Genomic DNA, 24,809 nt, shown 5'->3' on the forward strand with positions numbered 1-24,809 from the left:
AGTCATGAAGATCAGCGCGCGCAACGTCTTGCCGGGAACCGTCGTCGGGATCGTCGAAGGCGCCGTGACCAGCCATGTCCGCATCGACATCGGCGGCGCGGTGGTCACCGCCTCCATCACCAACGAGGCCGTGGCGGAATTGGGTCTGAAGGTCGGCGGCCGGGCCTCGGCGGTGGTCAAGGCCTCGGACGTCATGGTGGGCGTGGATGACTGAGCTTCGCGCCGGTCCCCACGCCGATCCCCATCCCGAATCTTTGCGGCCTCATGAGCAGGCCGTGGAGACTCCCGCCGATTTCGACGCCGGAGTCTGGTTCGTCGGACGCATCCGCACGCCCTGGACCCGCCGCGAGGATTGCCCTAAGCGCGGAGATTCCGAAAACGGCCCGGTCTGCCGCATTGAGATCTTCGAGCCCTGGACTCCCGCCCTCGCGGGGGTGGAGGAGAAGGAGCGGCTGCAGATCCTCTATTGGATGCATCTCTCCCGCCGCGACGCCGTGCGTCAGAACCCGAATTTCGGCGAAGGCTCCATCGGGACTTTCGCCATCAGATCGCCTCTGAGGCCCAATCCCATCGCCTCCTCGGTGGTGCGGCTGCTGGCCGTGGAGGGCTCGGTTCTCAGCGTGCGCGGGCTGGATTGCCTCGACGGAACGCCCCTGATCGACGTCAAACCCGAATTTGGAGTCTTCACATGAAGCTCTTCTCCTTCAAGGTCTTCGCGCTCGCTTTGGCTTTGGCGGCGCCCGCCTCCGCTTTCGCTCTGGATGGGCGGAGCGTCCTCGACGCGACCGGCCGCGAGGTTCTGGTCCCCGCCGAGCCCGCCCGGGTCTTCGCCGCCGGACCGCCCGCCGCCACCTTGCTCTATACGCTCAAGCCCGAGGCCATGGTCGGTTGGGTGCGGGCGCCGCGCGCGGGGGATCTGCCCTTCCTTCTGCCCCAGGTCCGGGAGCTGCCTGAGCTTGGCCGTCTGACGGGTCGGGGCGACACGGTGAATCTGGAGGTTCTGCTCTCGGCGCAGCCGGATCTCATCGTGGATTACGGGACCATCAATCCGACTTACATCGACCTCGCCGGACGGGTGCAGGAGCAGACCGGCGTCCCCTACGCCCTGATCGACGGCTCTTTCGAGGCCATGCCTCAGGCGATCCGCCAGATGGCCGAGATCCTCGGCGTTCCGGAGCGGGGCGAGATTCTCGCCGCCTACGCCGAGGCGCGTTTGGCCGAAGTCGACGCCCTGCTGGAGAAGATCCCCGAGGAGGAGCGCCCGACCGTCTATCTGGCGCGCGGCCCCGAGGGTTTGGAATCTCCGGCGCGGGGCTCGATCAACGCCGAGATCATCGAGCGGGTCGGCGGACGCAATGTGACGGTCGCCGAGACGCGGGGCCTCGCGACGGTCTCGCCGGAGCAGGTGCTGGCTTGGGCGCCGGAAGTCGTCATCACCATCGACAAGGATTTCGCGGCCAAAGTCGGCGCGGCGCCCGAATGGAGCGGCGTTCCGGCGGTGGCGGAGGGCCGGGTCTATCTGGCTCCGGCGACGCCCTTCGGCTTCATCGACAGCCCGCCTTCCGTGAATCGTCTGGCGGGGCTGATCTGGCTGACGCATAAGCTTTATCCGGAGCAGGCGGAGGGCGACCTCCGGGAGAAGATCGCGGAGTTCTATGAAATCTTCTACGCCCTGCGCCCGGACGAGACTCAATTGACGGCGCTGCTGGGTGAATGAGCGTCTGATCTCTTCGGCGCTTGCGCTGGGGCTGGTCCTCGCGCTGCTGATCGGCGCGATGATCGGCCCCTATCCGCTTTCGCCGGGCCGAATCTTCGGGATCCTCGCCGGAGACCGCAGCGATCCGCAGGCTGCGGTGGTGCTCTGGAATCTGCGTCTGCCGAGGGTCTTGGCGGCGGCGGCTGTCGGCGGGGCTCTGGCGGCGGCGGGAGCGGCCTATCAGACGATCTTCCGCAATCCGCTGGTCTCGCCGGATATTCTCGGAGTCTCGGCGGGGGCGGGCTTCGGCGCGACGCTCGGGATTCTGCTCGGGCTTCCGGTCATGGCGATTCAGATGCTCGGCTTCGGCATGGGGCTTCTGGCGGTGATTCTGGTCCTCGGGCTGAGCTGGGCTTTGCGCGGAGAAGGCCAAATCCTCGTCATGGTGCTCTGCGGGGTGGCGGTGGGGGCTCTGGCGGGAGCGGGGATTTCGTTGGTGAAGCTCTTGGCGGATCCCGATCAGCAGCTTCCGGCGATCACCTTTTGGCTGATGGGCAGTCTGGCGGGGATCAAGCGCCCCGACCTTTGGGCGGCTTCGCCCGCCGTATTGATCGGCCTCGCGCCGCTGATTCTGCTGCGCTGGCGGATCGGGCTTTTATCGCTCGGCGACGACGAGGCCCGCGCCCTCGGGGTGGAGGCCGGGCGGCTGCGGCTGCTGGTGGTGGCCTGCGCCACGCTGATGACGGCCGCCGTCACGGCCATGGCGGGGATCGTCGGCTGGGTCGGGCTGATGGCGCCGCATATGGCGCGTCTGCTGGTGGGGCCGCGCTTCGACCGTCTGCTCCCCGCCGCGGCGCTTTTGGGCGCGAGCTTCATGGTGCTGACCGATCTCGCGGCGCGCAGCCTCGCGACCATGGAGATTCCCCTTGGCGTGCTGACCGCCGTGATCGGAGCGCCGATCTTCCTCTGGCTTCTGGCGCGGAGGGCGCGGATATGGGCGGAGTGACGCCCTTTCTGGTCGAGGCGCGAGGGCTGGCGGTCGGCTATGGCGGGCGGGCTCTGGTCTCGGGGATCGACCTGACTTTGCGCGCCGGAGAGACGCTTTGCCTGCTCGGGCCGAACGGCGTCGGCAAGACGACGCTCTTCCGCACGCTTTTAGGGCTCGCGCCCGCCCTCTCCGGGGAGGTCCGGCTGAAGGGCGCGGCTCTGGCGGATCTGACCCGCCGCGAGATCGCCGCGCGTCTGGCCTACGCCCCGCAATTCCTCGCGACGCCCTTCGCCTATCGGGCTCTCGACGTCGTGCTGATGGGGGCTTCGGCGAAGCTCGGAGCCTTCGCGCGGCCCGGCCCCGAAGAGGAGGCGCGGGCTTTGGCGGCTCTGGCGGCGCTCGGAGCGGAGGATCTGGCTCAGGCGGAGGTCACGCGGTTGTCGGGCGGACAGCGTCAGATGGTTCTGCTCGCGCGGGCCTTGGCGCAGGAGGCGGGCGCCGTGGTCATGGACGAGCCCACCGCCAGCCTTGATTTCGCCAATCGCCTTCAGGTCGAGGCGGCGGTCCGCGCTCTGGCCGGGCGGGGGATGGGGGTGATCCTCTCGACCCATGATCCGGATCAGGCGGCGCGGCTCGGCGACCGGGCGATCCTCATCGGGCGCGAGGGCCTGATCGCCTCCGGCCCGACCGACGCAGCCATGACGGCGGAGAATCTGTCCCGGCTTTACGGCGTGGCCCTGCGCCGCGAGATCCTGTCCGACGGCGCGGTCCATTTCCGCTGAGGCTTCGGCGAGCCGGCGTCAGGCGGTCTGCGCCCGCAAGAGCATGCCGAACAAATCCCGGGGCTCGTCCGGATCGGCCAGCATGTCCAGATCGACCGACAGGCCCGTGCCCGCAAGCTTGTCCCGCACATAGCGCAGAGCCGAAAAATCCTCGACCGCGAAGCCCACGCTGTCGAACAGCGTGATCGCCTGATCCGAAGAGCGCCCCTTCGCCTCGCCCCGCAGCACGCGCCATAATTCGGTCACGGGGAAATCGGCGGGCATCTGCTGGATCTCGCCCTCGATCCGGGTCTGTTCGGGATATTCCACGAAGACCTCGGAGCGGTTCAGAACATCGGCGTGCAGCTCGGTCTTGCCGGGGCAGTCGCCGCCCACCGCGTTGATGTGGATTCCGGGGCCGACCATGTTGTCGGTCAGAATCGTGGCGTTCTGCTTATCGGCGGTGACCGTGGTCACGACGTCGGCGCCCTCCACCGCCTCCTGCGCGCTGGCGCAAACCGCGATGGAGAAGCCGCGTCCGGCGAGATTGCGGGCGCAGCGGGCGGAGGCCTCGGGGTCGATGTCGTAAAGCCGCAGATCGGTCACGCCGCAGATCGCCTTGAAGGCGAGGGCCTGAAACTCCGATTGCGCGCCGTTGCCGATGATCGCCATCCTGCGGCTCTCCGGGCGGGCCAGACGCCTCGCCGCCAGCGCCGAGGTGGCGGCGGTGCGCAGGGCGGTCAGGATCGTCATCTCGCTGAGCAGCAGCGGATAGCCGGTCGCCACATCCGACAAGACGCCGAAGGCGGTGACGGTCTGGCGGCCGTCGCGGGTGTTCTTGGGATGTCCGTTCACATATTTGAAGCCGTAAAGCGCTCCGTCCGAGACCGGCATCAGCTCGATCACGCCGTCCGTGGAATGGGCGGCGACGCGGGGAGTCTTGTCGAAATCGGGCCAGCGGAGGAAATCGGCTTCGATCTCCCCGGCCAGCTCCGAGAGGAAGGCCTCCACCCCCACCAAATGCACCAGCTTCATCATATGGTCGACGCTGACGAAGGGCACGAGGTTCAGTTTTTCCGGACGCGGCGTCTGCGAGGTCATCGTTTTCATCCAAGGGCTGTCTTGAGAACCGGGAGAAGCGGCGCGGGATCAGCCGCGCGGCGCGGTCAGGAAATGACGGGCGAGGCGCGAAACCAGCTCCGGCAGCGCCGCGAAGGCGTAGGGGGCGTGGACCCGCTCAAGCCGCTGGTGGAACTCGCGTCCCCAAGGGCCGATGTTCACCGCCGGGAAGCGCAGGGCCTCGGCGGGCGGCAGGTCGATCAGCCGGGAGATGGGCGTGTTGGCCCGCACCACCTCGCCGCCCGAGGCCGCCTGACCGAGAAAGCTCATGTCCGAGATGCCCTGAAAATAGGGCTTCCAGACCAAGCTGCGGTCAGGAGCGGCGCAAAGCTCGGCCCGGGCCGCCTCGACGGCGCGGCGCAAAGCCTGATGATCCGGATCGGCGGGGTCGAGGCCGGTGGCCGGATAATGCAGGCCCGCGAAGCCGACGACCACGGCGGGGCCGGAGAGCCGGGCGCGATCCACGAGCCATGCGGTCAGGCGGCGGCTGACGGCCAGCGGATTGTCGACGCCCGCCGATCCGGCCTCTTCCGCCGCATAAGCGGCGTCGAAGCCCGCGCCGAATTCAGCCGCCGCTTCGGCCTTCAGCTCGGCGAAGCTCAGCAGACGCGGCGGATGCGGCGCGGCGCCTCCGCTCTGGCCGGTCATCTCGCTGAAGCGGCGGGCCTCGGCGGCGAAGCGGTCGACGGCCTCCGCCGCCCCCGCCGCGACCTCGGCGCGGAAGCGGGCGAAGAGCGCCTCCGGATCCATCGCATGATAAAGCCAGTTGAAGGCCAGCCAGAAGCGTTCCGGCGTCGTCGCCTCGTAGCCGTCGCGCAGGTCGCGGGCCTCAAGGCAGATCGGCGGCGGAGAGACGTCGCGCGCGTCGGCGTCGGCGAGAGCGGCGGCGCCCTCGAAGCGGGTCAGAACGCCGCCCGCCATGGCCAGAGCGCTGACGCCCTCATAGGGATAGCTGGCGTGCGAGCTCAGCCCGACGATCAACGCGAAGGGCAGGAGCTTGCCGATGGTGCCCGCATAGACCGCGCGCCCCTCCGAGCCGTCGCCCTGATCCGAGGTCACGTCCATATTCACCGCGGCGGCGATCGTGAGGCCCAGATCGCGCGCCAGACCGGGCAGAGCGTCGCGCAGGCTGCGCATGCCCCGGCTTTCGCGCTCCTCGTCGGGGGTGGCGAGCAGCATCAGATTGCCCTCGCGGTCCGCCTGAGCGGCGAAGCGCTCCAGACAGGCCACGCCTGCGGCGATCCCGCTTTTCATGTCGAGCATGCCGCGGCCGGGCAGAAAATCGCCGCTGCGCAGATCCTCCAGCGCGCGGTCTTCGCGCGCGCTGCGGGGGCGGCCGGAGAGGTCGGCGATCAGCGCCGCGCGCAGAGCGAGGCCGTCGCAGGAGAGGTCGCGCAGCTCGTGGTAATTCTCGGTGGAGACCGTGTCGAAATGTCCGGCCAGCGCGAGAGTCCGGGCTCCGCGCCCGCGCACGACCGCCACGACCGAACGGGTCAGCGGGTCGCCATGGCTGTCGACGAGGCGGATGTCTTCGGGATGATCCCGGAAATAGGGGATTTCACGCAGCATTTCGGCGAAGCGCGGGGCGAATTCCGCCTCGCCGGGCGCGCCGGTCTCGCTGCGCCAGGACACCATGCGCAGAGCCAGCTCCTCGACGCGGCGGGCCTCCGGTCCGAGGGAGCCGCCCGTTGCTTGCGCGCTGTTCATCTTCATCTCCATGGTCGGCCAGAGACGGCCGCCTTTCCTGCGTCGGGTTTCAGGCGCTCAGAGCGTGTTGCGAACGCTCTAAGTTTTTGCTTCGTCGCGCTTTCGCGAGGGGAAGCTTGGTCGGATTCGCTGGAGAGCGCTCATTGCGCCAAATGCTTGCGCAGGAAGCCGCGGGTGCGCTCCTGCGTCGGAGCCTTCAGCACTTGTTCAGGCGGCCCTTGCTCCACCACCACGCCGCCGTCCATGAAGAGCACATGATCCGAGACCTCGGCGGCGAAGCGCATCTCATGGGTGACGATGATCATCGTCATTTGTTCGGCGGCCAATTGCTTCATCACCAGATTCACCTCGTCCACCAGCTCGGGGTCAAGGGCCGAGGTGGCTTCGTCGAAGAGCATGGCCTTGGGCTGCATCGCCAGAGCCCGGGCGATGGCCACCCGTTGCTTCTGCCCGCCCGAGAGCCGCGCCGGATAGGCGCCGCCTTTATCGGCGAGGCCCACTTTCTCCAGCAGCGTCCGGGCCAAGGCTTCGGCCTCGGCTTTGGATTTCCCCTTCAGCTTCATGGGCGCGATAGAGACGTTTTCCAGCGCCGTGAGATGCGGGAAGAGATTGAACTGCTGGAAGACCATGCCCATCTGCTGACGGATCCGGTTGATATGGGTCTCGAAGGCGCGGCCGGTCAGGGCGGAGTTCACCTGAACGCCGTCCAGCCAGATCTCGCCGTGAGAAATCTCCTCCAGCATGTTGACCGACCGCAAAAGCGTGCTTTTGCCCGATCCGCTGGGGCCGATGATCGAGACGATCCGGCCCTGATCGACGTCCAGATCAATTCCTTTGAGGACTTCATGCGAGCCGTAGGATTTGCGGATCCCGCGAAGCCGGATCATGGGGGCGGCTGAGGTCATCGGATCGCTTCCGCTTTTCTGGCCGCACGGCCCAGCGCCCATTCCATCGCCAGATTCAGGAGATAGTACAGCACGGCCACGGCGAAATAAAATTCAAAGGGGCGATAGGTGGCGCTGATCCCGCGCTGGGCGTTCAGCACCAATTCCGCGACGCCCAGAACCGACAAGACGGCGGTGTCCTTCAGCAGGATGATGCTGTTGTTGCCCACCTGCGGCAGAGCGGTCAGCGTCGCCTGAGGGATGATGAAATGGCGCAGAGCCGCCGTCCGGCCGAAGCCCAGACTCCGCGCCGCCTCCATCTGGCCCTCGTCGACGCTCTGGATGGCGCTGCGGAAGATGTCGGCGTTATAGACCGCGTAATGCACGCCCAAGCCCATGACGCCGGTCCAGAAGGCGGGCAGCAGAACCCCCAGCTGCGCGAGGCCGTAATAGAGCAGATAGAGCTGCAGCAGCAGCGGCGTGCCCATGAACAGAAAGGCGATCCCGCGCAGAGGCAGCGAAATCAGCTTCGGCCCGTAAAGCGTGACGAGGGCCAGCAGCACGCCCAGAACCACGCTCAGAGCCCCGGCCAGAACGGTGATCAGCACCGTCCACAGGGCTCCGGTCGCGAGGAGATCGGCGTAGGGCGGCAGAACTGAAAAATCGAGCATCAGACCCTCCCTCGTTCGGCCGTCCCGAAGAGGGATTCCAGACCGCGGATCCCCAGCATGATCGCCAGAATGATGATCAGATAGGCGATTCCCGCGGCGGCGAAGACTTCGAAGGGCTTGTAAGTCGAGGTGACGAAGCGCTGCGCCGAATAAGTCAGCTCCACCACCCCGATGGTCGAGGCCAGCGCGGTGCCCTTCGTCAGGATCACCGTATTGACGCCCAGAGTGCGCAGCATCAGCGGCGCGGCCTGCGGCAGAATGAACAGCCGCATCGTGTCGAGCCGCCCGAAGCCCAGACTGCGGGCGGCTTCATATTGGCCATGCTCGACGGCGATGATCGCGCCGTGCAGCCCCACCGACATATAGGCGCCGATGTTCAGCCCCATGGTGATGGCCCCGGCCTGAAAGGGCGTCAGATTGAGGCCCAGCTGCGGCCCTCCGAAGAAGACCAGAAACAGCTGGACCAGAAGCGGCGTGCCGCGGATCACGCTGACATAGGCCGCGGAGAGCCCGCGCCAGATCGCCTGCCGCGACATGCGCGCCGCGACCAGCGCCACGGCCGCCGCCAAGCCGATGGCGAGCGAGGCGGCGGCCAGCTGCATCGTCTTCAGCGCCGCCTCAAGGATGAAGGGCGCGATGCGTTGAATCAGAGCGACGTCCATGATGAGCCCTCGCGTCGGTTGCGGTCAGGTTCAACGGATGTCGGCGCCGATCCATTTTTCGGAGATCGCCTGATAAGCGCCGTCGGCCATCATGTCGTCGAGCGCCTTTTGCATGGCGGCCGCCAGCTCGGGATTATTGCGGCGGATGGCGATCCCAATGTCGAAGCGCGGCAGGCTTTCGTCCTGAACCTGCATGATGGGGGCCGCGCCTTCGCGGATCGCCACCAGAACCGGCACGTCGTCGGCGATGACCGCGTCGATGCGGCCCGCGCTCAGATCCAGCAGCATCTCAGGCAGGCCGCGATAGGTCCGCACCTGAAAGCCGCCTTTCTCCCTCGCCCATTGCTCCCCGGTCTCGCCCAGCGTCACGCCGACGGTCTTGCCCGCCAGAGCCCCGACGTTCGCGATCTCGGAGCCCTCCCGCACGAAAAGCCCGAGGCCCGAACGATAATAGGGGCCGACGAAGGCCACGGCCTTCTGGCGCTCTTCGGTGATGCTCATCGAGCCGATGACGGTGTGGTAGCGGCCGGTGACCAGCCCGGCGATGATGCCGTCCCAGGCGGTGGTCACGATCTCGGGCTCGACCTCCAGCCGACGGGCGATCTCGCGGCCGATGTCGACGTCGAAGCCGACGACTTCGTTCTGATCGTCGACGAAGCTGAAGGGCGGAAAGACGCCGGACATGGCGACGGACAGCTTGCCCGCATCGCGGATCTTGTCGAGGTCGTCGGCCAGCGCGGGCGCGGTCAGCAGCGTCAGGGCCGTCAGCGATCCGATCAGCCGTTTTGACATGAAGCTCATAAGGCGTTCTCCCTGGAATGCGGCTTTGGCCGCCGCTCTCTGTTCGGGATTCGACCGGGAGGGGAGGGGCGTAAGGCGGCCCTTCCTCCGGTCGTCCCTTTCCCCAAGGCTAGCCTTTCGTCTCTGCTCTGAAAAAGACGCCGAAACGCCTGAATCAAAGAATATGTAACTATATAGGAAGAGAAACCGACGAATCAGGAGCAACCCGATGGATGATCTGGATCGAAGGCTGATCGCCGAACTCCGAATCAACGGGCGGGCCTCGCTGCCGCAGCTTGCGCAGATTCTGGGCGTGGCGCGGGTCACCGCGCAGAAACGCATGGATCGGCTGGTGGACGAAGGCCAGATCAAAGGCTTCACCATCCGCCTCAAGGACGATCTGCGCGAGGATCAGATCCGGGCCTTCATGCTGATCGAATTCTCAGGGGCGCCGATCAGGCAGACCATCGCCGCCGTCAAGCGGATCCCCGGCATATCCGCCGTGTTCAACACCAATGGCGTCTGGGACATGATCGCCGAGGTCGAGGTCTCGAAAATGGTCGAGCTCAACGCGCTGATCGCGCAAGTGCGCGGCATGAGCGGCGTCGCCAAGAGCGAGACCTTCATTCTGCTCGGTCCGGCGTGAGCAAGGCGCATGGGCGACCGCGCCCAGCGCCGCGCCGAGTTTGAGGTCGTCGCGATGAAGTCCGGCGCAGCCGGAGCGCCGTCGAAAGCCTGAGCGAGCCCGGCCGCGAGGCTCAGCGCTGGCTGAAATAGACCGAGGCCGCGGCGGCGTGGGACATCTCCTCCACCGCCTCCAGCAGATCCGGCGCGAGGCCCTCCATCCGCGCTGCGTCCAGAAGAATGGAGGGGCCCGCCACCGACATGGCTCCGAGAACCTTGCCGTCGCGGCGGCGGATCGGCGCGGCGATGGCCGCCATGCCGGGAATGAAGCTGTCGATGGTCAGCGCGTAGCCTTGTCCGCGCGCCTCGGCCAGCCGCCCGAGCAGCTCCGCCGCCGATTTGGGCGCGCCCTCGCCGGAGCTTTCCTGCGCGAAGCCCTGACGCGCCGCCTTCATCAGCGCCTCCTCGTCGCTCATGGTCGAGAGCCAGGCCAGACCGCTCGCCGAACTCGCCAGATGGGCGGTGCCGCCCTGTTCGCGGCCCGGATCATAGCGCAGCCCCGTGGTCGCGCCCTGAGCCACCGCCACCCAGACCAGATCTCCCCCGTCGATCACGCTAAGCCGCACGAGCTGCCGGCTCGCCGCCGCCAGCCGGTCGAGAATCGGCTGCGCCACGTCCGTGACGCCGCTCTGCGCCAGAAAGGAGAGCCCGAGGGCGGGCAGCTTCATGCCCAGCCGATAGGCGCCTTTCGCGCCCTCCTGATGGACGTAGCCGGAATCCACGAGCTGATTCAACATTCTGTGCACGCCGCTGGGCGGCAGGTCCAGCGCCGTCGCGACCTGACCGACCGCCACGCCCTCCGGATGTTTCGACAAAAGGTCCAGCAAGGCCAGACCGCGCTCAAGCGATGAACTCATCTTCTCCCCCCAGCCTTGCGGCGCTCTCGAATTTCAAAATGGAAGATTGTTCCGTTTTTTGCAAGTCGGCGGATGGGCAGGAAATTTCTTGCTTCGTCAAAGCCTTGGTCGCGAAGGGCGCTTTGGGGAGGGAATCTCATAAATCGGAATGAAATTCCATTATTGACTTAAATTCCTTTTTATGTGGATATGCCGCCCGGAAGACAAAGGGAGCGAAAGGCATGAGGCTGGACGGAGAAACGCGGCTGATCCCGATTCTGGGAGACCCCATCGCGCAGGTGAAGTCTCCGGCTCTGCTCAGCGACAGGCTGGCGGCGGAGGGGGCCAATGCGATCGTGCCGCCGGTCCATGTGCGGGCGGAGGATTTCCGCGCCGCGGTCGAGGGGCTCAAGCGCATCGGCAATCTCGACGGCTTCGTGATCACCATCCCGCATAAATTCGTCGCGGCCGAGGTCTGCGACCGGTTGTCCGACCGCGCGGCCTTCCTCGGCTCGGCCAACGTCGTGCGGCGCGAGGCCGACGGCGCGTGGTTCGGCGATCATTGCGACGGTCAAGGCTATGTCGCGGGCGTGCGGGCTCAGGGCGCGAGGGTCGAGGGCGCCGCCGTGCTGCTGATCGGCGCGGGCGGAGCGGGCTCGGCCATCGCTTACGAGTTTCTGAATCAGGGCGCGGCCTCGGTGGCCGTGCATGACGCCGACGCGGCGCGCCGCGCGGCGCTGATCGCGCGTCTGGAGGCCCGCTTCCCCGGACGCGCCCGCGCGGGCGGCTGGAGCCCGAAGGGCTTCGACCTCGTCGCCAACGCCACGCCCATGGGGATGCGTCCGGAGGATCCTTTCCCCGCCGATCCCGCGCAGCTCGAAGCGCGCCAATTCGTGGCCGATTGCGTCACCCGCCCCGAAGAGACGCCGATGATCCTGCGCGCCCGCGCTCTGGGCTGCGCGACCATGACCGGCCTCGGCATGTTCAACGGCGTGGCCGAGCGCATGGCGGATTTCTTCCTCCGCAGGGCCTGACCGCGCCAACCCACGCCCGGCCGCGCCCTCAGAGCGCCGCCGGGCTTCAGGCGGAGATCCGAATATGAGCGGGAACGAGACCGCCGAAGTCGTGGACGTGGTCGTGGTCGGCTCCGGAGCCTCGGGGCTGGCGGCGGCGGTCACGGCGGCCCATCACGGCCTCAGGACTCTGGTGCTGGAGAAGCATGAGCAATTCGGCGGCGCCAGCGCCTGGTCGGGCGGCTGGCTCTGGGTTCCGCGTAATCCTCTGGCCCGCGCGGCGGGAATCGAGGAGCCGCCGGAGCGGATCCGGAGCTATCTGCGCGCCGCGCTGGGGAATTTCTACGACGCGCCGCGGGTCGAGGCTTTCCTGACCGCCGCGCCGCGCATGGTGGGCTTTTTCCGCGATCTCGGCATGAAATGGCGCGACGGCAACGCCATCCCCGACATGATGGCCGATCTGCCCGGCGCCGGAACCGGCGGACGCTCGGTCACGGCGGAGCCCTTCGACGGGCGGCGTCTGGGGCGCGAGCTGCGCCGTCTGCGCCGCCCCAAGCCGGAGACGGCCTTCATGGGCATGGCCATCGCCTCGGGCGCCGATCTGGGGCATTTCCTCAAGGCGGGGCGCTCGCCCAAGTCCTTCTGGCACGCCACGAAGCGTTTCGCCCATCACACGGTCCACTCCGCGATTTTCGGGCGCGGGACGCATCTCGTCAACGGCAACGCCCTCGTGGCGCGGCTGGCCGAGATCGCCTTCGCCCAAGGCGTCGAGATCCGCACCTCCACGCCGGTCCTGCGGCTGCTGAAGGAGGGCGGGCGCGTCGTCGGGGTCGAGACCCGCGACGGGCGCAAGATCCTCGCCGCGCGCGGGGTGGTTCTGGCGGCGGGGGGCTATCCGGCCGATCCGGCGCGGCGCAAGACGAGCTTTCCCCACGCCCCCACCGGCCATGAGCATTGGACCGCCGCTCCGCCCGAAAGCCTCGGCGAGGGCCTGAGTCTCGGCGAAGCGGCGGGCGGGCGCGTGGCTCAGGAGAAGACGGCCCATCCGGCGAGCTGGGCGCCCGTCTCGCTGGTGCCTCATCGCGACGGCTCCTTCGGGCATTTCCCCCATCTCATCGAGCGGGCCAAGCCCGGCGTGATCGGCGTGCGCGCCGACGGCAAGCGCTTCGCCAATGAAGCCGACGGCTATCATCAGGTGGTCGGGCGGCTGCTGGAGGCCACGCCGCGCGACGCGCGTCCGGTCTTCTGGCTGATCGCGGGACATGGCTTCGTCCGGCGCTATGGGCTGGGCTGGGCCAAGCCCGCGCCGGTGCCGCTCTGGGGCGCCTTGCGCTCGGGCTATCTCAAGCGCGGGCGCAGCCTGCGCGAATTGGCCGAAGTCTGCGGCGTGGATCCCGCCGGGCTTGAGGCGACCGTCGCCGCCTATGACGCCGAGGCGCGCGAAGGCCGCGATCCCCAATTCCATCGCGGCGAGAGCCCTTATAACCGTGTCAACGGCGACGCCGAGCGGAAGCCCAATCCCTGCGTCGCGCCGCTGGGCGAAGGCCCTTATTACGCGGTGGAGGTGGTTCCGGGCAGCCTCGGCACCTTCGCCGGACTAGCCGTGGACGCCCGCGCCCGCGTGCTGGAGGCGGCGGGCGGCGCGCCCATCCCCGGCCTCTACGCCGTGGGCACCGACGCCGCCAGCGTCATGGGCGGAGCCTATCCCGCCGGAGGAATCAATCTGGGTCCGGGCATGGCCTTCGGCTTCCTCGCGGGGCGCGACCTCGCGGGCCTGCCGGAGCTCGCGCCTGAGGACGAAGCCGAACCGCAACCGCATAAGGAGACGACGCCGTGAAATATTACGAGCTGGCTACGCTGTTCCTGCCCATGGGGACCGCTCCGCGCGCCGTCGCCGGAGTCCCCGCCTTCGCCGCCGAGGGGCGGGGCCGATTGCTCGGCATGTGGATGGCGGACGTCGGCCGCCTGAACCGCATGTTCGTTCTGCGCGGCTTCGAGGACGCCGAAAGCCTGCTGGCCGAGCGCAAGCGGACTCATGAGAGCGTCAGCCCCTTCAATTGCGGCGACGTTCTGGGCGATCTCAGCCTTGAGAGCTATGAGCCTTTTCCCTTCATGAAGCCGGTCGAGCCGGGGAATTACGGCGGAGTCTATGAATTCCGCACCTATCCCTTCCGCATCGGCGGGGGCTATCCCGAGACCGTCGCGAAATGGGAGGCCGCGCTGCCCGCTCGCGAAAACTTCTCGCGCTGTCTGATCGCCATGCGCGCCCTCGACGGAATCCCGCGTTTCCTCAACATCTGGCCCTACGCCGACATCGCCGCCCGCAGCAAGGCGCGCGCGGAATCGGTGGCGGCGGGCGTCTGGCCGCCCAAGGGCGGGCCGGACTGGCTGAAATCCGACATGGACTCGACCATCGCCGTTCCCGCGGCCGGCTCGCCGCTGGCCTGATCCTCAAACCCGGCGCTTCAGGAGGCCGCATCATGGCGCATCCGCTCTCCCTCGCTTTTCTGTCTCTGCCCGTCGCTCCGCCCGTGATGATCGAGGCGGCCGCCGAAGCCGGATTCGCGGCGGTGGGGCTGCGGATGCTGCCCGCCGCGCTCTCGGGCGAAGGGCCTTATCCGCTGCTGACCGACGACGCCTTGCTCGCCGAGACCCGCGCCGCCCTGCGCGACACGGGGCTCAAGGTGGCGGACGTCGAGATCGTCCGGCTGAACGCCGCTTTCGATCCGGAAGCCTTCCGGCCCTTCCTCGCCCGCGCCGCCGAGCTTGGCGCGCGTCATGTCCTCGTCGCGGGCGACGACCGCGACGAGCCGCGTCTGATCGGGAATTTCGCCCGCTTCTGCGATCTGGCGGCGGAGTTCGGCCTGAGCGGCGATCTGGAGTTCATGCCCTGGACCGCCGTTCCGGATCTGGCGGCGGCGCGGCGCGTGGTCGAGGCGGCGGATCGGCCCAACGGCGCGATCCTCGTCGACGCGCTGCATTTCGACCGCGCCCCCACCACGCTGGAGGAGGTGCGGGCTCTGCCCGCCGCCCGCGTCAATTACGTGCAGTTCTGCGACGGCCCGCGCCCCTATGACCCGAGCGACGAAGGGCTGATCGCGGTGGCGCGCGGCGCGCGGCTCATGCCGGGCGAAGGCGCCATCGATCTTGTGGGGCTGGCGCGGGCCATTCCCGCCGATTGCGTGATTTCGGTCGAGGTGGCGGATCTGGCGAACCGGTCGTCTCCGCGCGAGACCGCCTTGCGCGCGGCCCGGACCACGCGGGCCGTTCTGGAGGCTGCAGGGCGCTGAAAGGCGTCCGTCGCGCCGGGATTCATGTCAGGACAAGAGGGAGGGCCGCGCATGACGCAGGCTGACAAGGCCGCCGCGCCGCAAGAGGTCGATCTGCTGGTCTGCGGCGCGGGCGCCGGAGGCATGACCGCGGCTCTGGTCGCGAAGCTGGAGGGGCTCGACGTCCTGCTCTGCGAAAAGACGGAGCAGGTCGGCGGGATCACCGCCACCTCGGGCGGCACCACCTGGGTTCCCGGCAATTCGCTGGGCGCGGCGGTCGGGGCGCCCGACAAGGCCGAGGACGCGCGGGAGTTCCTGCGCTATGTGGTCGGGAACCGGGGCGGCGAGGATCTGCGCGAGGCCTTCCTCGCTTCGGGCCGGGCCGCCATCGACGATCTTGCGGCCCGCAGCGAGGTGAAATTCGCCGCCGCCGCCGCTCATCCCGATTATCTCGACGGGCCGGGCTCCGCCTATGGAGGCCGCGCCCTTGGGCCTCTGCCCTTCGACGGCAAGCGCCTCGGCGAGGATTTCAAGCGCGTGCGTCCGCCCCGGCCCGAGTTCATGGGCCTCGGCGGCATGATGGTCGGGCGAGGGGAGATCGATTCTCTGCTGAATCCCTTCCGTTCGCTGGCGAATCTCCGTCAGGGGACGAAGATCGTCTTCAACCACCTCAAAGACCGCTTGAGCCATCCGCGCGGAACGCGGCTGCTCATGGGCAACGCCCTTGTGGCGCGGCTGCTCTTCAGCCTGCGCCGACAGGGGACGCCGATCCTCTTCGGGACTTCTCTTGAGGAGCTGATCGTGGAGGAGGGCCGCGTGGTCGGGGCGCGTCTGCGCGGGCCTGAGGGGGAGCGGATCGTGCGGGCGCGGCGCGGCGTGGTTCTGGCGACGGGCGGCCTCGCCTGGAATAAGGCCCTGCGCGAGAAATTCCTGCCCGAAGGGACGCGCGGCCTCTCGCTCGCGCCCGAGACCAACACCGGCGACGGCGCGACGGCGGCGACGAAGATCGGCGCGCGCTTCGAGGACGGCGGCGATAGTCCGGCGCTCTGGATGCCCTGCTCCTCCTATCGCCGGGCGGACGGCCATCTGGCGGTCTGGCCGCATATCCTGCTCGACCGCGCCAAGCCGGGGCTTCTGGCGGTGAATTCCTCGGGGCGCCGCTTCGTCAATGAAAGCGACAGCTATCATGATTTCAGCATGGCCCAGATTCGCGGCGCGCCCGACGCTCTGCCCGCATGGCTGATCTGCGGCGCGGCCTTCGTCAAACGCTATGGGCTCGGACTGGTGCTGCCCGGCGGACATGGCCTCCGGCGGATGGTCAAGGCGGGCTATCTGATCGAGGCGCCGGATCTGGCGAAGCTGGCGGAGAAGATCGGCGTTCCGGCTGAGGCTCTGGCGGCGACCGCGGCCCGTTACGACGAGCTCGCGAAAACCGGCGCAGACGCCGATTTCGGGCGCGGGACCAGCGTGATGAACCGCTTCAACGGCGATTCCGAAGCGGGCGGCGCCAATCCTTGCCTCGGTCCGGTGGGCGAGGGGCCTTACTACGCTCTGGAGGTGCGGCCCGCGGATCTCGCCTCCAGCGCGGGGCTGGCGGGCGATCCGCACGGGCGGGTTCTGAATGAGGCGGGCGCGCCGATTCCGGGGCTTTATGCGGCGGGCAACGATCTCGCTTCGATCTTTAAGGGAACCTATCCGGGGCCGGGCACCACCATAGGTCCGGCGGTGGTCTTCGGCTGGCGCGTCGCGCGCCATGCGGCGGGGCTGCCGACGCCGGATCGTCTGGAGTAAGGCGGGGCGGAGATCAGGCGGCGCCTTGGGCGGCCTCGGCGAAGGCGCGGGCCTCCTGCGGGGCCGCTCCGAGCCCTCCGGCGGCGGAGAGGTCGAGATCCGGGAAATCCCGCGCCACGAGGGCCGTAAGCGAGGTGCCTTCCCTCTGAGCTTCGGCGCAGAGGGCCTTGATCTTCGCCTGAGCCTCGGGGCGCGGCAGATGGCGCGCCAAAGCGAAGCTATAGGCTTCGGCGTGGATCAGCCCTGAGCCGTCATCGAGATTGCGGGCCATGGCCTCCGGAACGGGCGAGATCGCCCCCGCCAGATCCCGCGCCAGAGTTAGCGCCCGCCCCGTCGAGAGGCAGAGCTGCGGCAGAGTCAGCCATTCGACGAACCAAGCGGCGCCGTCGCGCTGCTGACGATGGATTCCCGCGCCCTGAACCGCTCCGGCCAAGGCGAGGCTCTGGCGGGCGAGGGCGACCAGCGCGGAAGGCCCGACCGGATTTTGTTTTTGCGGCATGGTCGAGGAGCCTCCGGCGCCGGAGACTCGGATCTCGCCGATCCCCGATTGCGCCATGAGGATGAGGTCTTCGCCCATCTTGCCGAGGCTGACGGTCAGGCCCGCCATCCAAGCGGCGAAAGCGTCGATGTCCTCGCGTTCGGCGTGCCAGCTCGCGCCGGGATCGGCCAGCCCGAGCGCCGCCGCCAGAGCCGCCCGCAGGGCGGGGCCCTCGGGGCCCATGGCCGAGAGCGTGCCCGCCGCGCCGCCGAGCGAAACCCGCGCGAGGCGCGGCCTCAGCTCCGCCAGCGCCGCCCGATGACGGAGCAGAGGCCGCCCCCATCCCGCGACGACCGCGCCGAAGCTGGTCGGGGTGGCGGCTTGTCCATAGGTGCGGGCGGCCATGGGAAGCTCGGCGTGGCTTCCGGCCAGAGCGCCCAAAGCGCGGAGCGTCGCCGCAAGCCGCGCCTCCCAGAGATCCAGCAGCGGAAGCAGGCGCAGCGCCAGCCCAGTGTCCATCACATCCTGAGAGGTCGCGCCCCAATGGAGATATTGAGCATGCTCCGGCGCGTTCATCGCCTTGCGGAAGGCCGCCACGAGGCCCGGAACCGGCACGCCGTCCGTCGCGGCGGCGAGGCCCAGCGCGGCGGGGTCCAGCCGGACCTCGCCCGCCGCCCGCGCGATGAAGGCGGCGGAGTTCTCAGGAATCATCCCCAGATCGCCTTGCGCCTTCGCGAGAGCCCCCTCGACCCGCAGCATGGCGCGGATCTCCGCCTCCGCCGAGAAGAAGGCGGCGGTCTCCGCGTCGCCGAAGAGCGGGGCGTAGATGGGATTGTCGGCGAGGGCGGCGGGCATGGGCGGACTCCGGGGCCGGATCAGGCGGCGAGGGGTTTAAGCTTGAGGATCTCGCGGGCCTGACGCCAGCTCGCGACCGGGCGGCCATAGGTTTCGCAAAGCTCCGCCGCGCGCCGCACGAGCGCCGCATTGGAGGGCGCGAGCCGGTCGCGGTCGAGGCGCACGTTGTCCTCAAGCCCCGTGCGGGCGTGGCCGCCCGCCGCGATGGCCCATTCGTTCAGAATAATTTGGTTCGGGCCGATCCCCGCCGCGCACCAAGGGACGTTTTCGCCGAAGAGCCGCCGCACCGTCTTGACGTAATAATCAAAGACCTCGCGGTCTGCGGGCGTGGCGTTCTTCACGCCCATCACGAATTGGACATAGGGCCGATCCTTGATCGCGCCCGCCTTCCACATCTCATGGGCCTTGAGGATATGCGAGAGGTCGAAAGCCTCGATCTCCGGCTTGACCTCATATTTCAGCATTTCGGCGGCGAGCCAGTCCACGAGATCGGGCGGATTCTCATAAACCCGGGTCGGGAAGTTGTTCGAACCCACCGAGAGCGAGGCCATATCCGGCGCCAGAGGCAGCATGCCGCCGCGCGCTTGTCCGGCGCCCGAGCGTCCGCCGGTCGAGAGCTGGATGATCAGGCCGGGACAATGCTTCTCCAGCTCCTCCTTGAGCCGGGCGAAACGTGCGGGGTCGGAGGTCGGCGCGCCTTGGTCGTCGCGGACATGGCAATGGGCGACGCTCGCCCCCGCCTCGAAGGCCTCCTGCGCGGATTCGACCTGCTCGGCGATGGAGATCGGCACCGCCGGATTATTCGCCTTGGTCGGCAAAGAGCCCGTGATCGCCACGCAGAGGATGCAAGGATCGCTCATCATGGCCTCACAGATCGAAGAAGACGGTTTCGTTCTCGCCCTGAAGAACGACGTCGAAGCGATAAGCGCCTTCGCCGGTCTTTTTCGCGATCAGCGTCTTGACCCGCTCGCGATGCTCGATGCGCTGGAGGACGGGGCAGCTTTCATTCTCCTCATCCTCGAAATAGATCCGCGTCTGAAGCCCGAGGTTGATCCCCCGCGCCACCAGCCAAAGCGAGATATGCGGCGCCATGAGGCGGCCGTCATGAAAGGGGACGCGGCCGGGCTTGATCGTCTTGAGCGTCCATTCGCCCGTGTCGAAATCGGCGATGATGCGCGCCCAGCCGGAGACCTTCGGATCGGCGCCGCCGCGCGGATCATTGCTGGAGAAAAGCCCCTGAGCGTCGGCCTGCCAGCTTTCGATCAGAGCGTCGCGCAGGATCATGCCCGCGCCGTCGCGCACCGTCCCCACGATGACGATCCGTTCGCCTTGCGCGCCTTCGGAGACGGGGCTCTCGCCCAGATCGCGCGGATAGATTCCCACATTGCCGAGCTTATTGGGGGTCAGGCCGATATGGACGTAGGGTCCGGCGGTCTGGGAGGGGGATTCCTTGAGATAATCGAGCTTCTGCATCACATCCCCTCCTTGCGGTTTTCAAAGACGCTCTGACGGCGCCCGCGCAGCACGATGTCGAATTTATAGGCGAGGCAATCCATGGGGATGGCCCGGTTCATATCCAGCGGCGCCACCAGCGCCTCGACGGCTTTCTGCTGGCCGATGGTGTTGACGATGGGGCATTTCGCAATGAGCGGATCGCCCTCGAAATACATCTGGGTGATGAGCCTCTGGCCGAAGCCCGAGCCGAAGACGGAGATATGGATGTGCATCGGCCGCCAGTTGTTGACATGGTTCGGCCAGGGATAGGCGCCGGGACGGATGGTCAGGAATTCATAAGAGCCGTCCGGGCCGGAGATCGTGCGTCCGCAGCCGCTGAAATTGGGATCGAGCGGCGCGAGATAGCCGTCTTTCTTATGGCGGTAGCGGCCTCCGGCGTTGGCCTGCCAGATCTCCACCAGCACGCCGGGGACGCCGCGCCCGGATTCGTCCAGCACCCGGCCATGCATGATGATCCGCTCGCCGACGGCGGGTTGGCCGGTGAAGTTGAGGATCAGGTTATTATCCAGCTCGCCGAGCATCTCATGGCCGAAGGCCGGGCCGGTCTCCTCGCTGAGCGTCGAGGAGAGGGCCACCAGCGGCTTGAAGGGCGCGCGGGTGATCGAGGTCTTATAGCCCGGCGTATAGGCCGCCGGATGCCAGTCGCGATCCCGGAAGAAGAGCGGGCCGCGCTCGACGGAGTTTTTCTGGCTCATCGCTGGTCCTCCATTTCGGCGAAAATCTCTTTGGCGATCTTGATCGCATGATTGGCGCGGGGCACGCCCGCATAGATGGCCACATGCAGCAGAGACTCCAGCACGTCCTCGCGCGAGGCTCCGGTGCGGGCGGTGGCGCGGATATGCATCGCCAATTCCTGATCGTCGCCCTGAGCCGCCAGCAGAGCGATGGTCAGCATGGAGCGTTCGCGCAGCGGGATCGTCCCGCGCGACCAGAGATGCGACCATGCGGCTTCGGTGATCAGCGCCTGAAAGGCCGCGTCGAATTCGGTTTTGGCGGCCTCGGCGCGGTCCACATGGGCGTCTCCGAGGACGCGGCGGCGGGTGGCCATGCCTTGAGCTTTGCGGTCGGTCATCGGGCGTGCTCCTTGAGGAAGGGGGCGAGGATCGCGGCGAAGGCCTCGGGCGTCTCGACGCAGGGCAAATGTCCGGCTTTGGGAATGAGATGAAAGGCCGCGCCGGGGGTCAGATCCGCCAGACCGCGCACCAGATCCGGCGGCGAGGCGCCGTCCTCCTCTCCGCCGATCACGAGGGTCGGCAGACGCAATTTCGCCGTCCCGGTCGTCAGATCGGCGGCGGCGATGGCCTCGCAGGCGGCGGCGTAGCCTTCGGGATCCGTGCGCGCGAGCATGTTGCGCCAGAGCGGCAGATCAGGCCCGGCGCGGAAGGCGGGTCCGAACCAGCGCTCCATGACCGCCTCTGCGAGGCTCCCGACCCCGCCCGCCCGCACGGCGGCGACGCGCGCGCGCCAGCTTTCGGGCGTCCCCATCCTCGGCGCCGTGTTGGAGAGGACCAGCGCCCGCACCAGATCGGGCCGAGCCGCCGCGAGGCTCTGGCCGATCATGCCGCCGATGGAGAGTCCGACGAAGACCACAGGCCCTTGAGCTTCGGCCTCGATCAGGGCGGCGGCGTCCTCGGCGAAACCGGCGATGGAGACGGGAGCGCCCCCAAGGCCCCCCAGATCGGAGAGCCCATGGCCGCGTTTGTCGAAGCGAATGGCGCGGATCTCCGGTAAAAGCCGCAAAGCGGCCTCCCAGAGCCGCAGATCCGTGCCGAGGGAATTGGCGAAGACCACGGCGGGGGCGCTCTCCGGGCCGTCGACGCGATAATGCAGAACCCCCCAGGGCCGTTTCAGGCTTTTCATTGGCGTTTCTCCCTATATCCATAATAGATCATGGATTTTAGAGAGCGAATAATGCGAAGTAGGCTGGAATTGATACCGGAAAGGTTATGAATCCGGGGCGCCGCCTTCTTCTATTGCGGAGCGTCCCAGTTCTCGCGGACCACGGCGGCGGCGAGCTCGCGCCGGAAGCGGCTGATCGCATATTCGGCGAAGCTGGAGAGATGACGCCCCTTCTTCGAGACCACCCAAGCGGAGATCTCGGCCTTTTCGACCAGAGGCCGCCGCGTCACGCCGGGCATATAGACCTCGGCCACTGAAAATTCGTCGATCACCGCCGCCCCCAGCCCATGGCGCACGAGGCTGACCACCGTCTGGGCGAAGCGTCCGCGCATGGCGTAGCGGGGCGCGATTCCGGCGTCGCGGAAGGGCTGGGCGAGGATGGCGCCGTAAGGGTCGTTCGGATCGACGCCGATCAGCTCTTCGCGCGCCAGCTCATGCGCCGAGATCGCCGATTTCGCCGTCAGAGGATGGCCGTCGGGCAGAATGGCCACCAGCCGGCCCCGCGCGAGGAGCACGTTCTCCAGCGCCGGATTCTCCACCGCGAAGCTCATGACGACGAATTCGCCGCGATCCAGCAGCAGATAATCGAGCGTCTCCTCGATCTTGAGGATGTTGAGGTCGATGAAGAGATCGGGAAAGCGCTCGCGCACCCCCCGCACCGCCCGCGCCGCGATGAATTGCGCGATGGAGGGCGCCGAGGCGAAGGAAAGCCGCGCGTCCTCGCCTTTGCGCAGCGCCGCCACCGCCGCGTTGAGATTGCCCATCTGCCGATGCACCTGATGGACCATCTCGAAGATGCTCTCGGCTTCGGCGGCGGGGATGAAGAGGCCCGCCTTGCGCTCGAAGAGCCGCAGCCCGAGCGAATCCTCCATATGTTTGACGAGGCGCGAGATCCCCGGCGCCGAGACGTTCAGCAGCTTGGCCGCGCCTTGAATCGTGCCCGCCATCATCACGGCGCGGATCGCTTCGACCTGTCTGAGCGTCAATTCCTTCATGGCGCCATGAAGGCCGAGGCCGCGGGCGGCGTCAAGCGCCTCATGCGGCGCTCCGCCGCAGGCCCGCGCGGGGCCGGAGAGGGCGGGAGGCGTAACATGATGGTCTTTATCTCGCTGAAAACATCCTTGCCGTTATGGAGCCGCCTGAAGATCCTCCTCCCGAAAGCCGCAAGACCGCAGGCTGAGAGCGTTTTCCAGCGAAGCCGATCAGGCTTCGCGTCGTGAAAATGCGGCCACAAGAGAAGTTCGAGCGTTTGAACGACCAAACCTGGTCTGAAAACGCTCCGGGAAGGAAGCCATGAAGACCTCGATCGCCACCGTCTCCGTTTCAGGCGGATTTCAGCAGAAGCTCGCAGCCATAGCTCAGGCGGGCTTCGACGGAATCGAGGTGTTCGAGCAGGATCTTCTCGCCTCGGATCTCTCGCCGCGCGAATTGGGCCGCATGACGCGCGACCATGGGCTTGAGATCACGCTGTTTCAGCCCTTCCGCGATTTCGAGGGCATGCCCGAGCCTTTGCGCGGCCGGGCCTTCGCTCGCGCCGCCCGCAAATTCGAGATCATGAACGAACTCGGCGCGGATCTGATGCTGGTCTGCTCCAGCACGCATCCCGAGGCTCTGGGCGGCGTGGACCGCGCGGCGGCGGATCTGCGCGAATTGGGCGAGCTTGCGGCGCGTCATGGCGTGCGGGTGGGCTATGAGGCGCTCTGCTGGGGGCGCTTCGTCAACGACCATCGCGACGCATGGGAGATCGTCCGCCGCGCCGATCATCCGCAGGTCGGGCTGATCCTCGACAGCTTCCATTCCCTCGCGCGGCGGATTCCCTCGGATTCGATCCGCAGCGTTCCGGGAGACCGCATCTTCTTCGTCCAGCTCGCCGACGCCCCGGCCATTGAGATGGATCTGCTCTATTGGTCGCGGCATTTCCGCAATATGCCCGGCGAAGGCGATCTCGATCTGGTCGGCTTCACGCGGGCCGTGCTGGCGACGGGCTACGCCGGGCCGCTGAGTCTGGAGATCTTCAACGATCAGTTCCGCTCCGGCCTGCCGCGCCTCGTGGCTCAGGACGGCCAGCGCAGCTTGCGGGCTCTGGCCGATCAGGCGCGGCGGGCCGAGCCGACGCTGAAGCTCGATCTTCCCGACTTTCCGCCTCCCGCCGAGGTCGAGGGCGTGGAGTTCGTGGAATTCGCCGCCGGGCCCGAGGAGGCGGGGGCTCTGGAGGGGCTGCTCTCCGCCATGGGCTTTGAAAAGGCGGGGCGTCATCGCTCGAAGCGGGTTTCGCTCTGGCGTCAGAACGCGGTGAATCTGCTCGTGAACGCCGAGACCGAGGGCTTCGCCTGGCGCTCCTGGGCGACGCATGGCGTGAACGTCTCCGAACTGGCGCTGCGGGTTCCCGACGCCGGGGCGAGCTTCGCGCGGGCGCGGGCTCTGCTCGCCGAGCCCTATGAACAGAGCCATAAGCCCGGCGAATTGGCGATTCCCGGCGTGAGGGGCGTGGGCGGCGGAGCCCTGCGTTTCCTTGACGGGGAGGCGGGCGATCTCTGGGCGGTGGATTTCGAACTCAAGACGCCTAACCCGAAGGGCGCGGGCCTGACGCGGGTGGACCATGTCGCGCAGACCATGGCCTATGAGGAGATGCTGAGCTGGTCGCTCTTCTACACGACGCTTTTCACGGCCAAGCGGTCGCCTATGGTGGATGTGGCGGATCCCGACGGGCTGGTGCGCAGCCAAGCGGTGGAATCGGGAGGCTTCCGCGTCACGCTGAACGGCGCCGAGGCCCGGCGGACCCTCGCCAAGCGCTTTATCGAGGAGAGCTTTGGGTCTTCGGTGCAGCATGTGGCCTTCGCCTGCGCCGACATCTTCGCGACCGCCGAGGCCATGGAGGCGCGCGGCTTCCCCGCGCTGCGGATCGGCGCGAATTACTTCGGCGACGTGGAGGCCCGCTTCGGCCTCGATCCCGCGCTGACGGCGAAGCTGCGGGCTCATAACGCGATGTACGACGAGGACGCGCAGGGCGGATTTTTCCAGATCTTCAGCCGGCCTCTGGCGGGGGGCTTCTTCTTCGAGATCGTGCAGCGCCTCGGCGGCTATGGGGGCTATGGCGCGCCCAACGCGCCTTTCCGCATCGCCGCCCAGAAGCGCGAGCTGCGCGGGCCGGGCTTCGACTGAAACCGCTCAGGATTTTGGATAAGACAAAGGGCGCCGGAG

The 24,809-nt window shown here is 67.8% G+C and carries 26 protein-coding genes; 12 read left to right on the forward strand and 14 right to left on the reverse strand.

Annotation, left to right across the window (positions count from 1 at the left end; translation table 11 throughout):
* Positions 1–4 precede the first annotated feature (4 nt).
* Genes B161_RS0111855 through B161_RS0111875 form a run of 5 tightly spaced genes read left to right on the forward strand, consistent with a single transcriptional unit; the run spans position 5 to position 3,466 of the window.
* On the forward strand, positions 5–214 hold the full coding sequence (locus B161_RS0111855; protein ID WP_018633627.1) for a TOBE domain-containing protein: 210 nt from the start codon (positions 5–7) through the stop codon (positions 212–214).
* Positions 207–692: a tRNA (N6-threonylcarbamoyladenosine(37)-N6)-methyltransferase TrmO gene (gene tsaA / locus B161_RS0111860; RefSeq protein WP_018633628.1), complete on the forward strand. Its 486-nt coding sequence runs from the start codon at positions 207–209 to the stop codon at positions 690–692. The genes B161_RS0111855 and tsaA overlap by 8 nt, the downstream gene beginning before the upstream one ends.
* Positions 689–1,717 (forward strand): iron ABC transporter substrate-binding protein, encoded by a 1,029-nt coding sequence (locus tag B161_RS0111865; protein WP_018633629.1) that lies wholly within the window; start codon positions 689–691, stop codon positions 1,715–1,717. Before tsaA ends, B161_RS0111865 begins: the two co-directional genes overlap by 4 nt.
* Complete coding sequence (locus B161_RS0111870; protein ID WP_018633630.1) at positions 1,710–2,702, forward strand: FecCD family ABC transporter permease; 993 nt, start codon at positions 1,710–1,712, stop codon at positions 2,700–2,702. Before B161_RS0111865 ends, B161_RS0111870 begins: the two co-directional genes overlap by 8 nt.
* Positions 2,690–3,466, forward strand: coding sequence for an ABC transporter ATP-binding protein (locus tag B161_RS0111875; RefSeq protein ID WP_018633631.1), 777 nt, complete (start codon positions 2,690–2,692; stop codon positions 3,464–3,466). Before B161_RS0111870 ends, B161_RS0111875 begins: the two co-directional genes overlap by 13 nt.
* An 18-nt stretch (positions 3,467–3,484) precedes the next feature.
* On the opposite strand, the gene B161_RS0111880 is transcribed toward B161_RS0111875, so the two are convergent.
* The 6 genes from B161_RS0111880 to B161_RS0111905 all read right to left on the reverse strand — a co-directional run bounded on the left by B161_RS0111880 (position 3,485) and on the right by B161_RS0111905 (position 9,289).
* Positions 3,485–4,555, reverse strand: a complete 1,071-nt coding sequence (locus B161_RS0111880; RefSeq protein WP_018633632.1) for an ornithine cyclodeaminase — start codon at positions 4,553–4,555, stop codon at positions 3,485–3,487.
* A gap of 39 nt (positions 4,556–4,594) precedes the next feature.
* Positions 4,595–6,271 carry a M20/M25/M40 family metallo-hydrolase gene (locus tag B161_RS0111885; RefSeq protein WP_051085767.1) on the reverse strand — a complete coding sequence of 559 codons (1,677 nt, stop codon included), beginning with the start codon at positions 6,269–6,271 and terminating at the stop codon, positions 4,595–4,597.
* A 140-nt stretch (positions 6,272–6,411) separates the two neighbouring features.
* Entirely contained in the window at positions 6,412–7,176 is a 765-nt protein-coding gene (locus B161_RS0111890; RefSeq protein ID WP_018633634.1) for an amino acid ABC transporter ATP-binding protein, read from the reverse strand.
* Positions 7,173–7,826 (reverse strand): amino acid ABC transporter permease, encoded by a 654-nt coding sequence (locus B161_RS0111895; protein ID WP_018633635.1) that lies wholly within the window; start codon positions 7,824–7,826, stop codon positions 7,173–7,175. The genes B161_RS0111890 and B161_RS0111895 overlap by 4 nt, the downstream gene beginning before the upstream one ends.
* Positions 7,826–8,488, reverse strand: a complete 663-nt coding sequence (locus B161_RS0111900) for an amino acid ABC transporter permease (RefSeq protein WP_018633636.1) — start codon at positions 8,486–8,488, stop codon at positions 7,826–7,828. The genes B161_RS0111895 and B161_RS0111900 overlap by 1 nt, the downstream gene beginning before the upstream one ends.
* A gap of 30 nt (positions 8,489–8,518) precedes the next feature.
* The gene (locus B161_RS0111905; RefSeq protein WP_018633637.1) at positions 8,519–9,289 is read right to left on the reverse strand and encodes a transporter substrate-binding domain-containing protein; all 771 of its coding nucleotides are present in this window, start codon (positions 9,287–9,289) and stop codon (positions 8,519–8,521) included.
* A gap of 208 nt (positions 9,290–9,497) precedes the next feature.
* Between B161_RS0111905 and B161_RS0111910 the strand changes: the two genes are divergently transcribed.
* Complete coding sequence (locus B161_RS0111910; protein ID WP_018633638.1) at positions 9,498–9,914, forward strand: Lrp/AsnC family transcriptional regulator; 417 nt, start codon at positions 9,498–9,500, stop codon at positions 9,912–9,914.
* A 112-nt stretch (positions 9,915–10,026) separates the two neighbouring features.
* Here the strand turns inward: B161_RS0111910 and B161_RS0111915 are convergent, their stop codons facing one another.
* Positions 10,027–10,809, reverse strand: a complete 783-nt coding sequence (locus tag B161_RS0111915; RefSeq protein WP_018633639.1) for an IclR family transcriptional regulator — start codon at positions 10,807–10,809, stop codon at positions 10,027–10,029.
* A 221-nt stretch (positions 10,810–11,030) separates the two neighbouring features.
* Here B161_RS0111915 and B161_RS0111920 point away from each other — a divergent pair, with 221 nt between their 5' ends.
* The 5 genes from B161_RS0111920 (at position 11,031) to B161_RS0111940 (ending at position 16,861) form a co-directional block, all read left to right on the forward strand.
* Entirely contained in the window at positions 11,031–11,822 is a 792-nt protein-coding gene (locus tag B161_RS0111920) for a shikimate dehydrogenase family protein (protein WP_018633640.1), read from the forward strand.
* Between the two features lie 64 nt (positions 11,823–11,886).
* Positions 11,887–13,638, forward strand: a complete 1,752-nt coding sequence (locus tag B161_RS0111925; RefSeq protein ID WP_018633641.1) for an FAD-dependent oxidoreductase — start codon at positions 11,887–11,889, stop codon at positions 13,636–13,638.
* Positions 13,635–14,249, forward strand: coding sequence for an NIPSNAP family protein (locus B161_RS0111930; RefSeq protein ID WP_018633642.1), 615 nt, complete (start codon positions 13,635–13,637; stop codon positions 14,247–14,249). Before B161_RS0111925 ends, B161_RS0111930 begins: the two co-directional genes overlap by 4 nt.
* A gap of 32 nt (positions 14,250–14,281) precedes the next feature.
* A complete protein-coding gene (locus tag B161_RS0111935; RefSeq protein ID WP_018633643.1) occupies positions 14,282–15,091 on the forward strand; it encodes a sugar phosphate isomerase/epimerase family protein in 810 nt (269 codons plus the stop codon).
* A 51-nt stretch (positions 15,092–15,142) separates the two neighbouring features.
* On the forward strand, positions 15,143–16,861 hold the full coding sequence (locus tag B161_RS0111940) for an FAD-dependent oxidoreductase (RefSeq protein ID WP_018633644.1): 1,719 nt from the start codon (positions 15,143–15,145) through the stop codon (positions 16,859–16,861).
* Positions 16,862–16,874: 13 nt separating this feature from the next.
* On the opposite strand, the gene B161_RS0111945 is transcribed toward B161_RS0111940, so the two are convergent.
* The 7 genes from B161_RS0111945 to B161_RS0111975 all read right to left on the reverse strand — a co-directional run bounded on the left by B161_RS0111945 (position 16,875) and on the right by B161_RS0111975 (position 22,603).
* The gene (locus B161_RS0111945; RefSeq protein WP_018633645.1) at positions 16,875–18,194 is read right to left on the reverse strand and encodes a lyase family protein; all 1,320 of its coding nucleotides are present in this window, start codon (positions 18,192–18,194) and stop codon (positions 16,875–16,877) included.
* Between the two features lie 20 nt (positions 18,195–18,214).
* Positions 18,215–19,054: a BKACE family enzyme gene (locus tag B161_RS0111950; RefSeq protein ID WP_026310398.1), complete on the reverse strand. Its 840-nt coding sequence runs from the start codon at positions 19,052–19,054 to the stop codon at positions 18,215–18,217.
* Between the two features lie 7 nt (positions 19,055–19,061).
* Complete coding sequence (gene pcaG / locus B161_RS0111955) at positions 19,062–19,667, reverse strand: protocatechuate 3,4-dioxygenase subunit alpha (protein WP_018633647.1); 606 nt, start codon at positions 19,665–19,667, stop codon at positions 19,062–19,064.
* On the reverse strand, positions 19,667–20,404 hold the full coding sequence (pcaH, locus tag B161_RS0111960) for a protocatechuate 3,4-dioxygenase subunit beta (RefSeq protein WP_018633648.1): 738 nt from the start codon (positions 20,402–20,404) through the stop codon (positions 19,667–19,669). Before pcaH ends, pcaG begins: the two co-directional genes overlap by 1 nt.
* A complete protein-coding gene (pcaC, locus tag B161_RS0111965; RefSeq protein ID WP_018633649.1) occupies positions 20,401–20,781 on the reverse strand; it encodes a 4-carboxymuconolactone decarboxylase in 381 nt (126 codons plus the stop codon). Before pcaC ends, pcaH begins: the two co-directional genes overlap by 4 nt.
* The gene (pcaD, locus tag B161_RS0111970; protein WP_018633650.1) at positions 20,778–21,569 is read right to left on the reverse strand and encodes a 3-oxoadipate enol-lactonase; all 792 of its coding nucleotides are present in this window, start codon (positions 21,567–21,569) and stop codon (positions 20,778–20,780) included. Before pcaD ends, pcaC begins: the two co-directional genes overlap by 4 nt.
* A gap of 110 nt (positions 21,570–21,679) precedes the next feature.
* Positions 21,680–22,603, reverse strand: a complete 924-nt coding sequence (locus tag B161_RS0111975) for a LysR family transcriptional regulator (protein WP_018633651.1) — start codon at positions 22,601–22,603, stop codon at positions 21,680–21,682.
* Positions 22,604–22,901: 298 nt separating this feature from the next.
* On the opposite strand from B161_RS0111975, the gene B161_RS0111980 reads away from it, so the two are divergent.
* Positions 22,902–24,770 carry a bifunctional sugar phosphate isomerase/epimerase/4-hydroxyphenylpyruvate dioxygenase family protein gene (locus B161_RS0111980; protein ID WP_018633652.1) on the forward strand — a complete coding sequence of 623 codons (1,869 nt, stop codon included), beginning with the start codon at positions 22,902–22,904 and terminating at the stop codon, positions 24,768–24,770.
* Positions 24,771–24,809 lie beyond the last annotated feature (39 nt).

This window comes from Neomegalonema perideroedes DSM 15528, assembly GCF_000374145.1.
GTDB classification, from domain to species: domain Bacteria; phylum Pseudomonadota; class Alphaproteobacteria; order Rhodobacterales; family Rhodobacteraceae; genus Neomegalonema; species Neomegalonema perideroedes.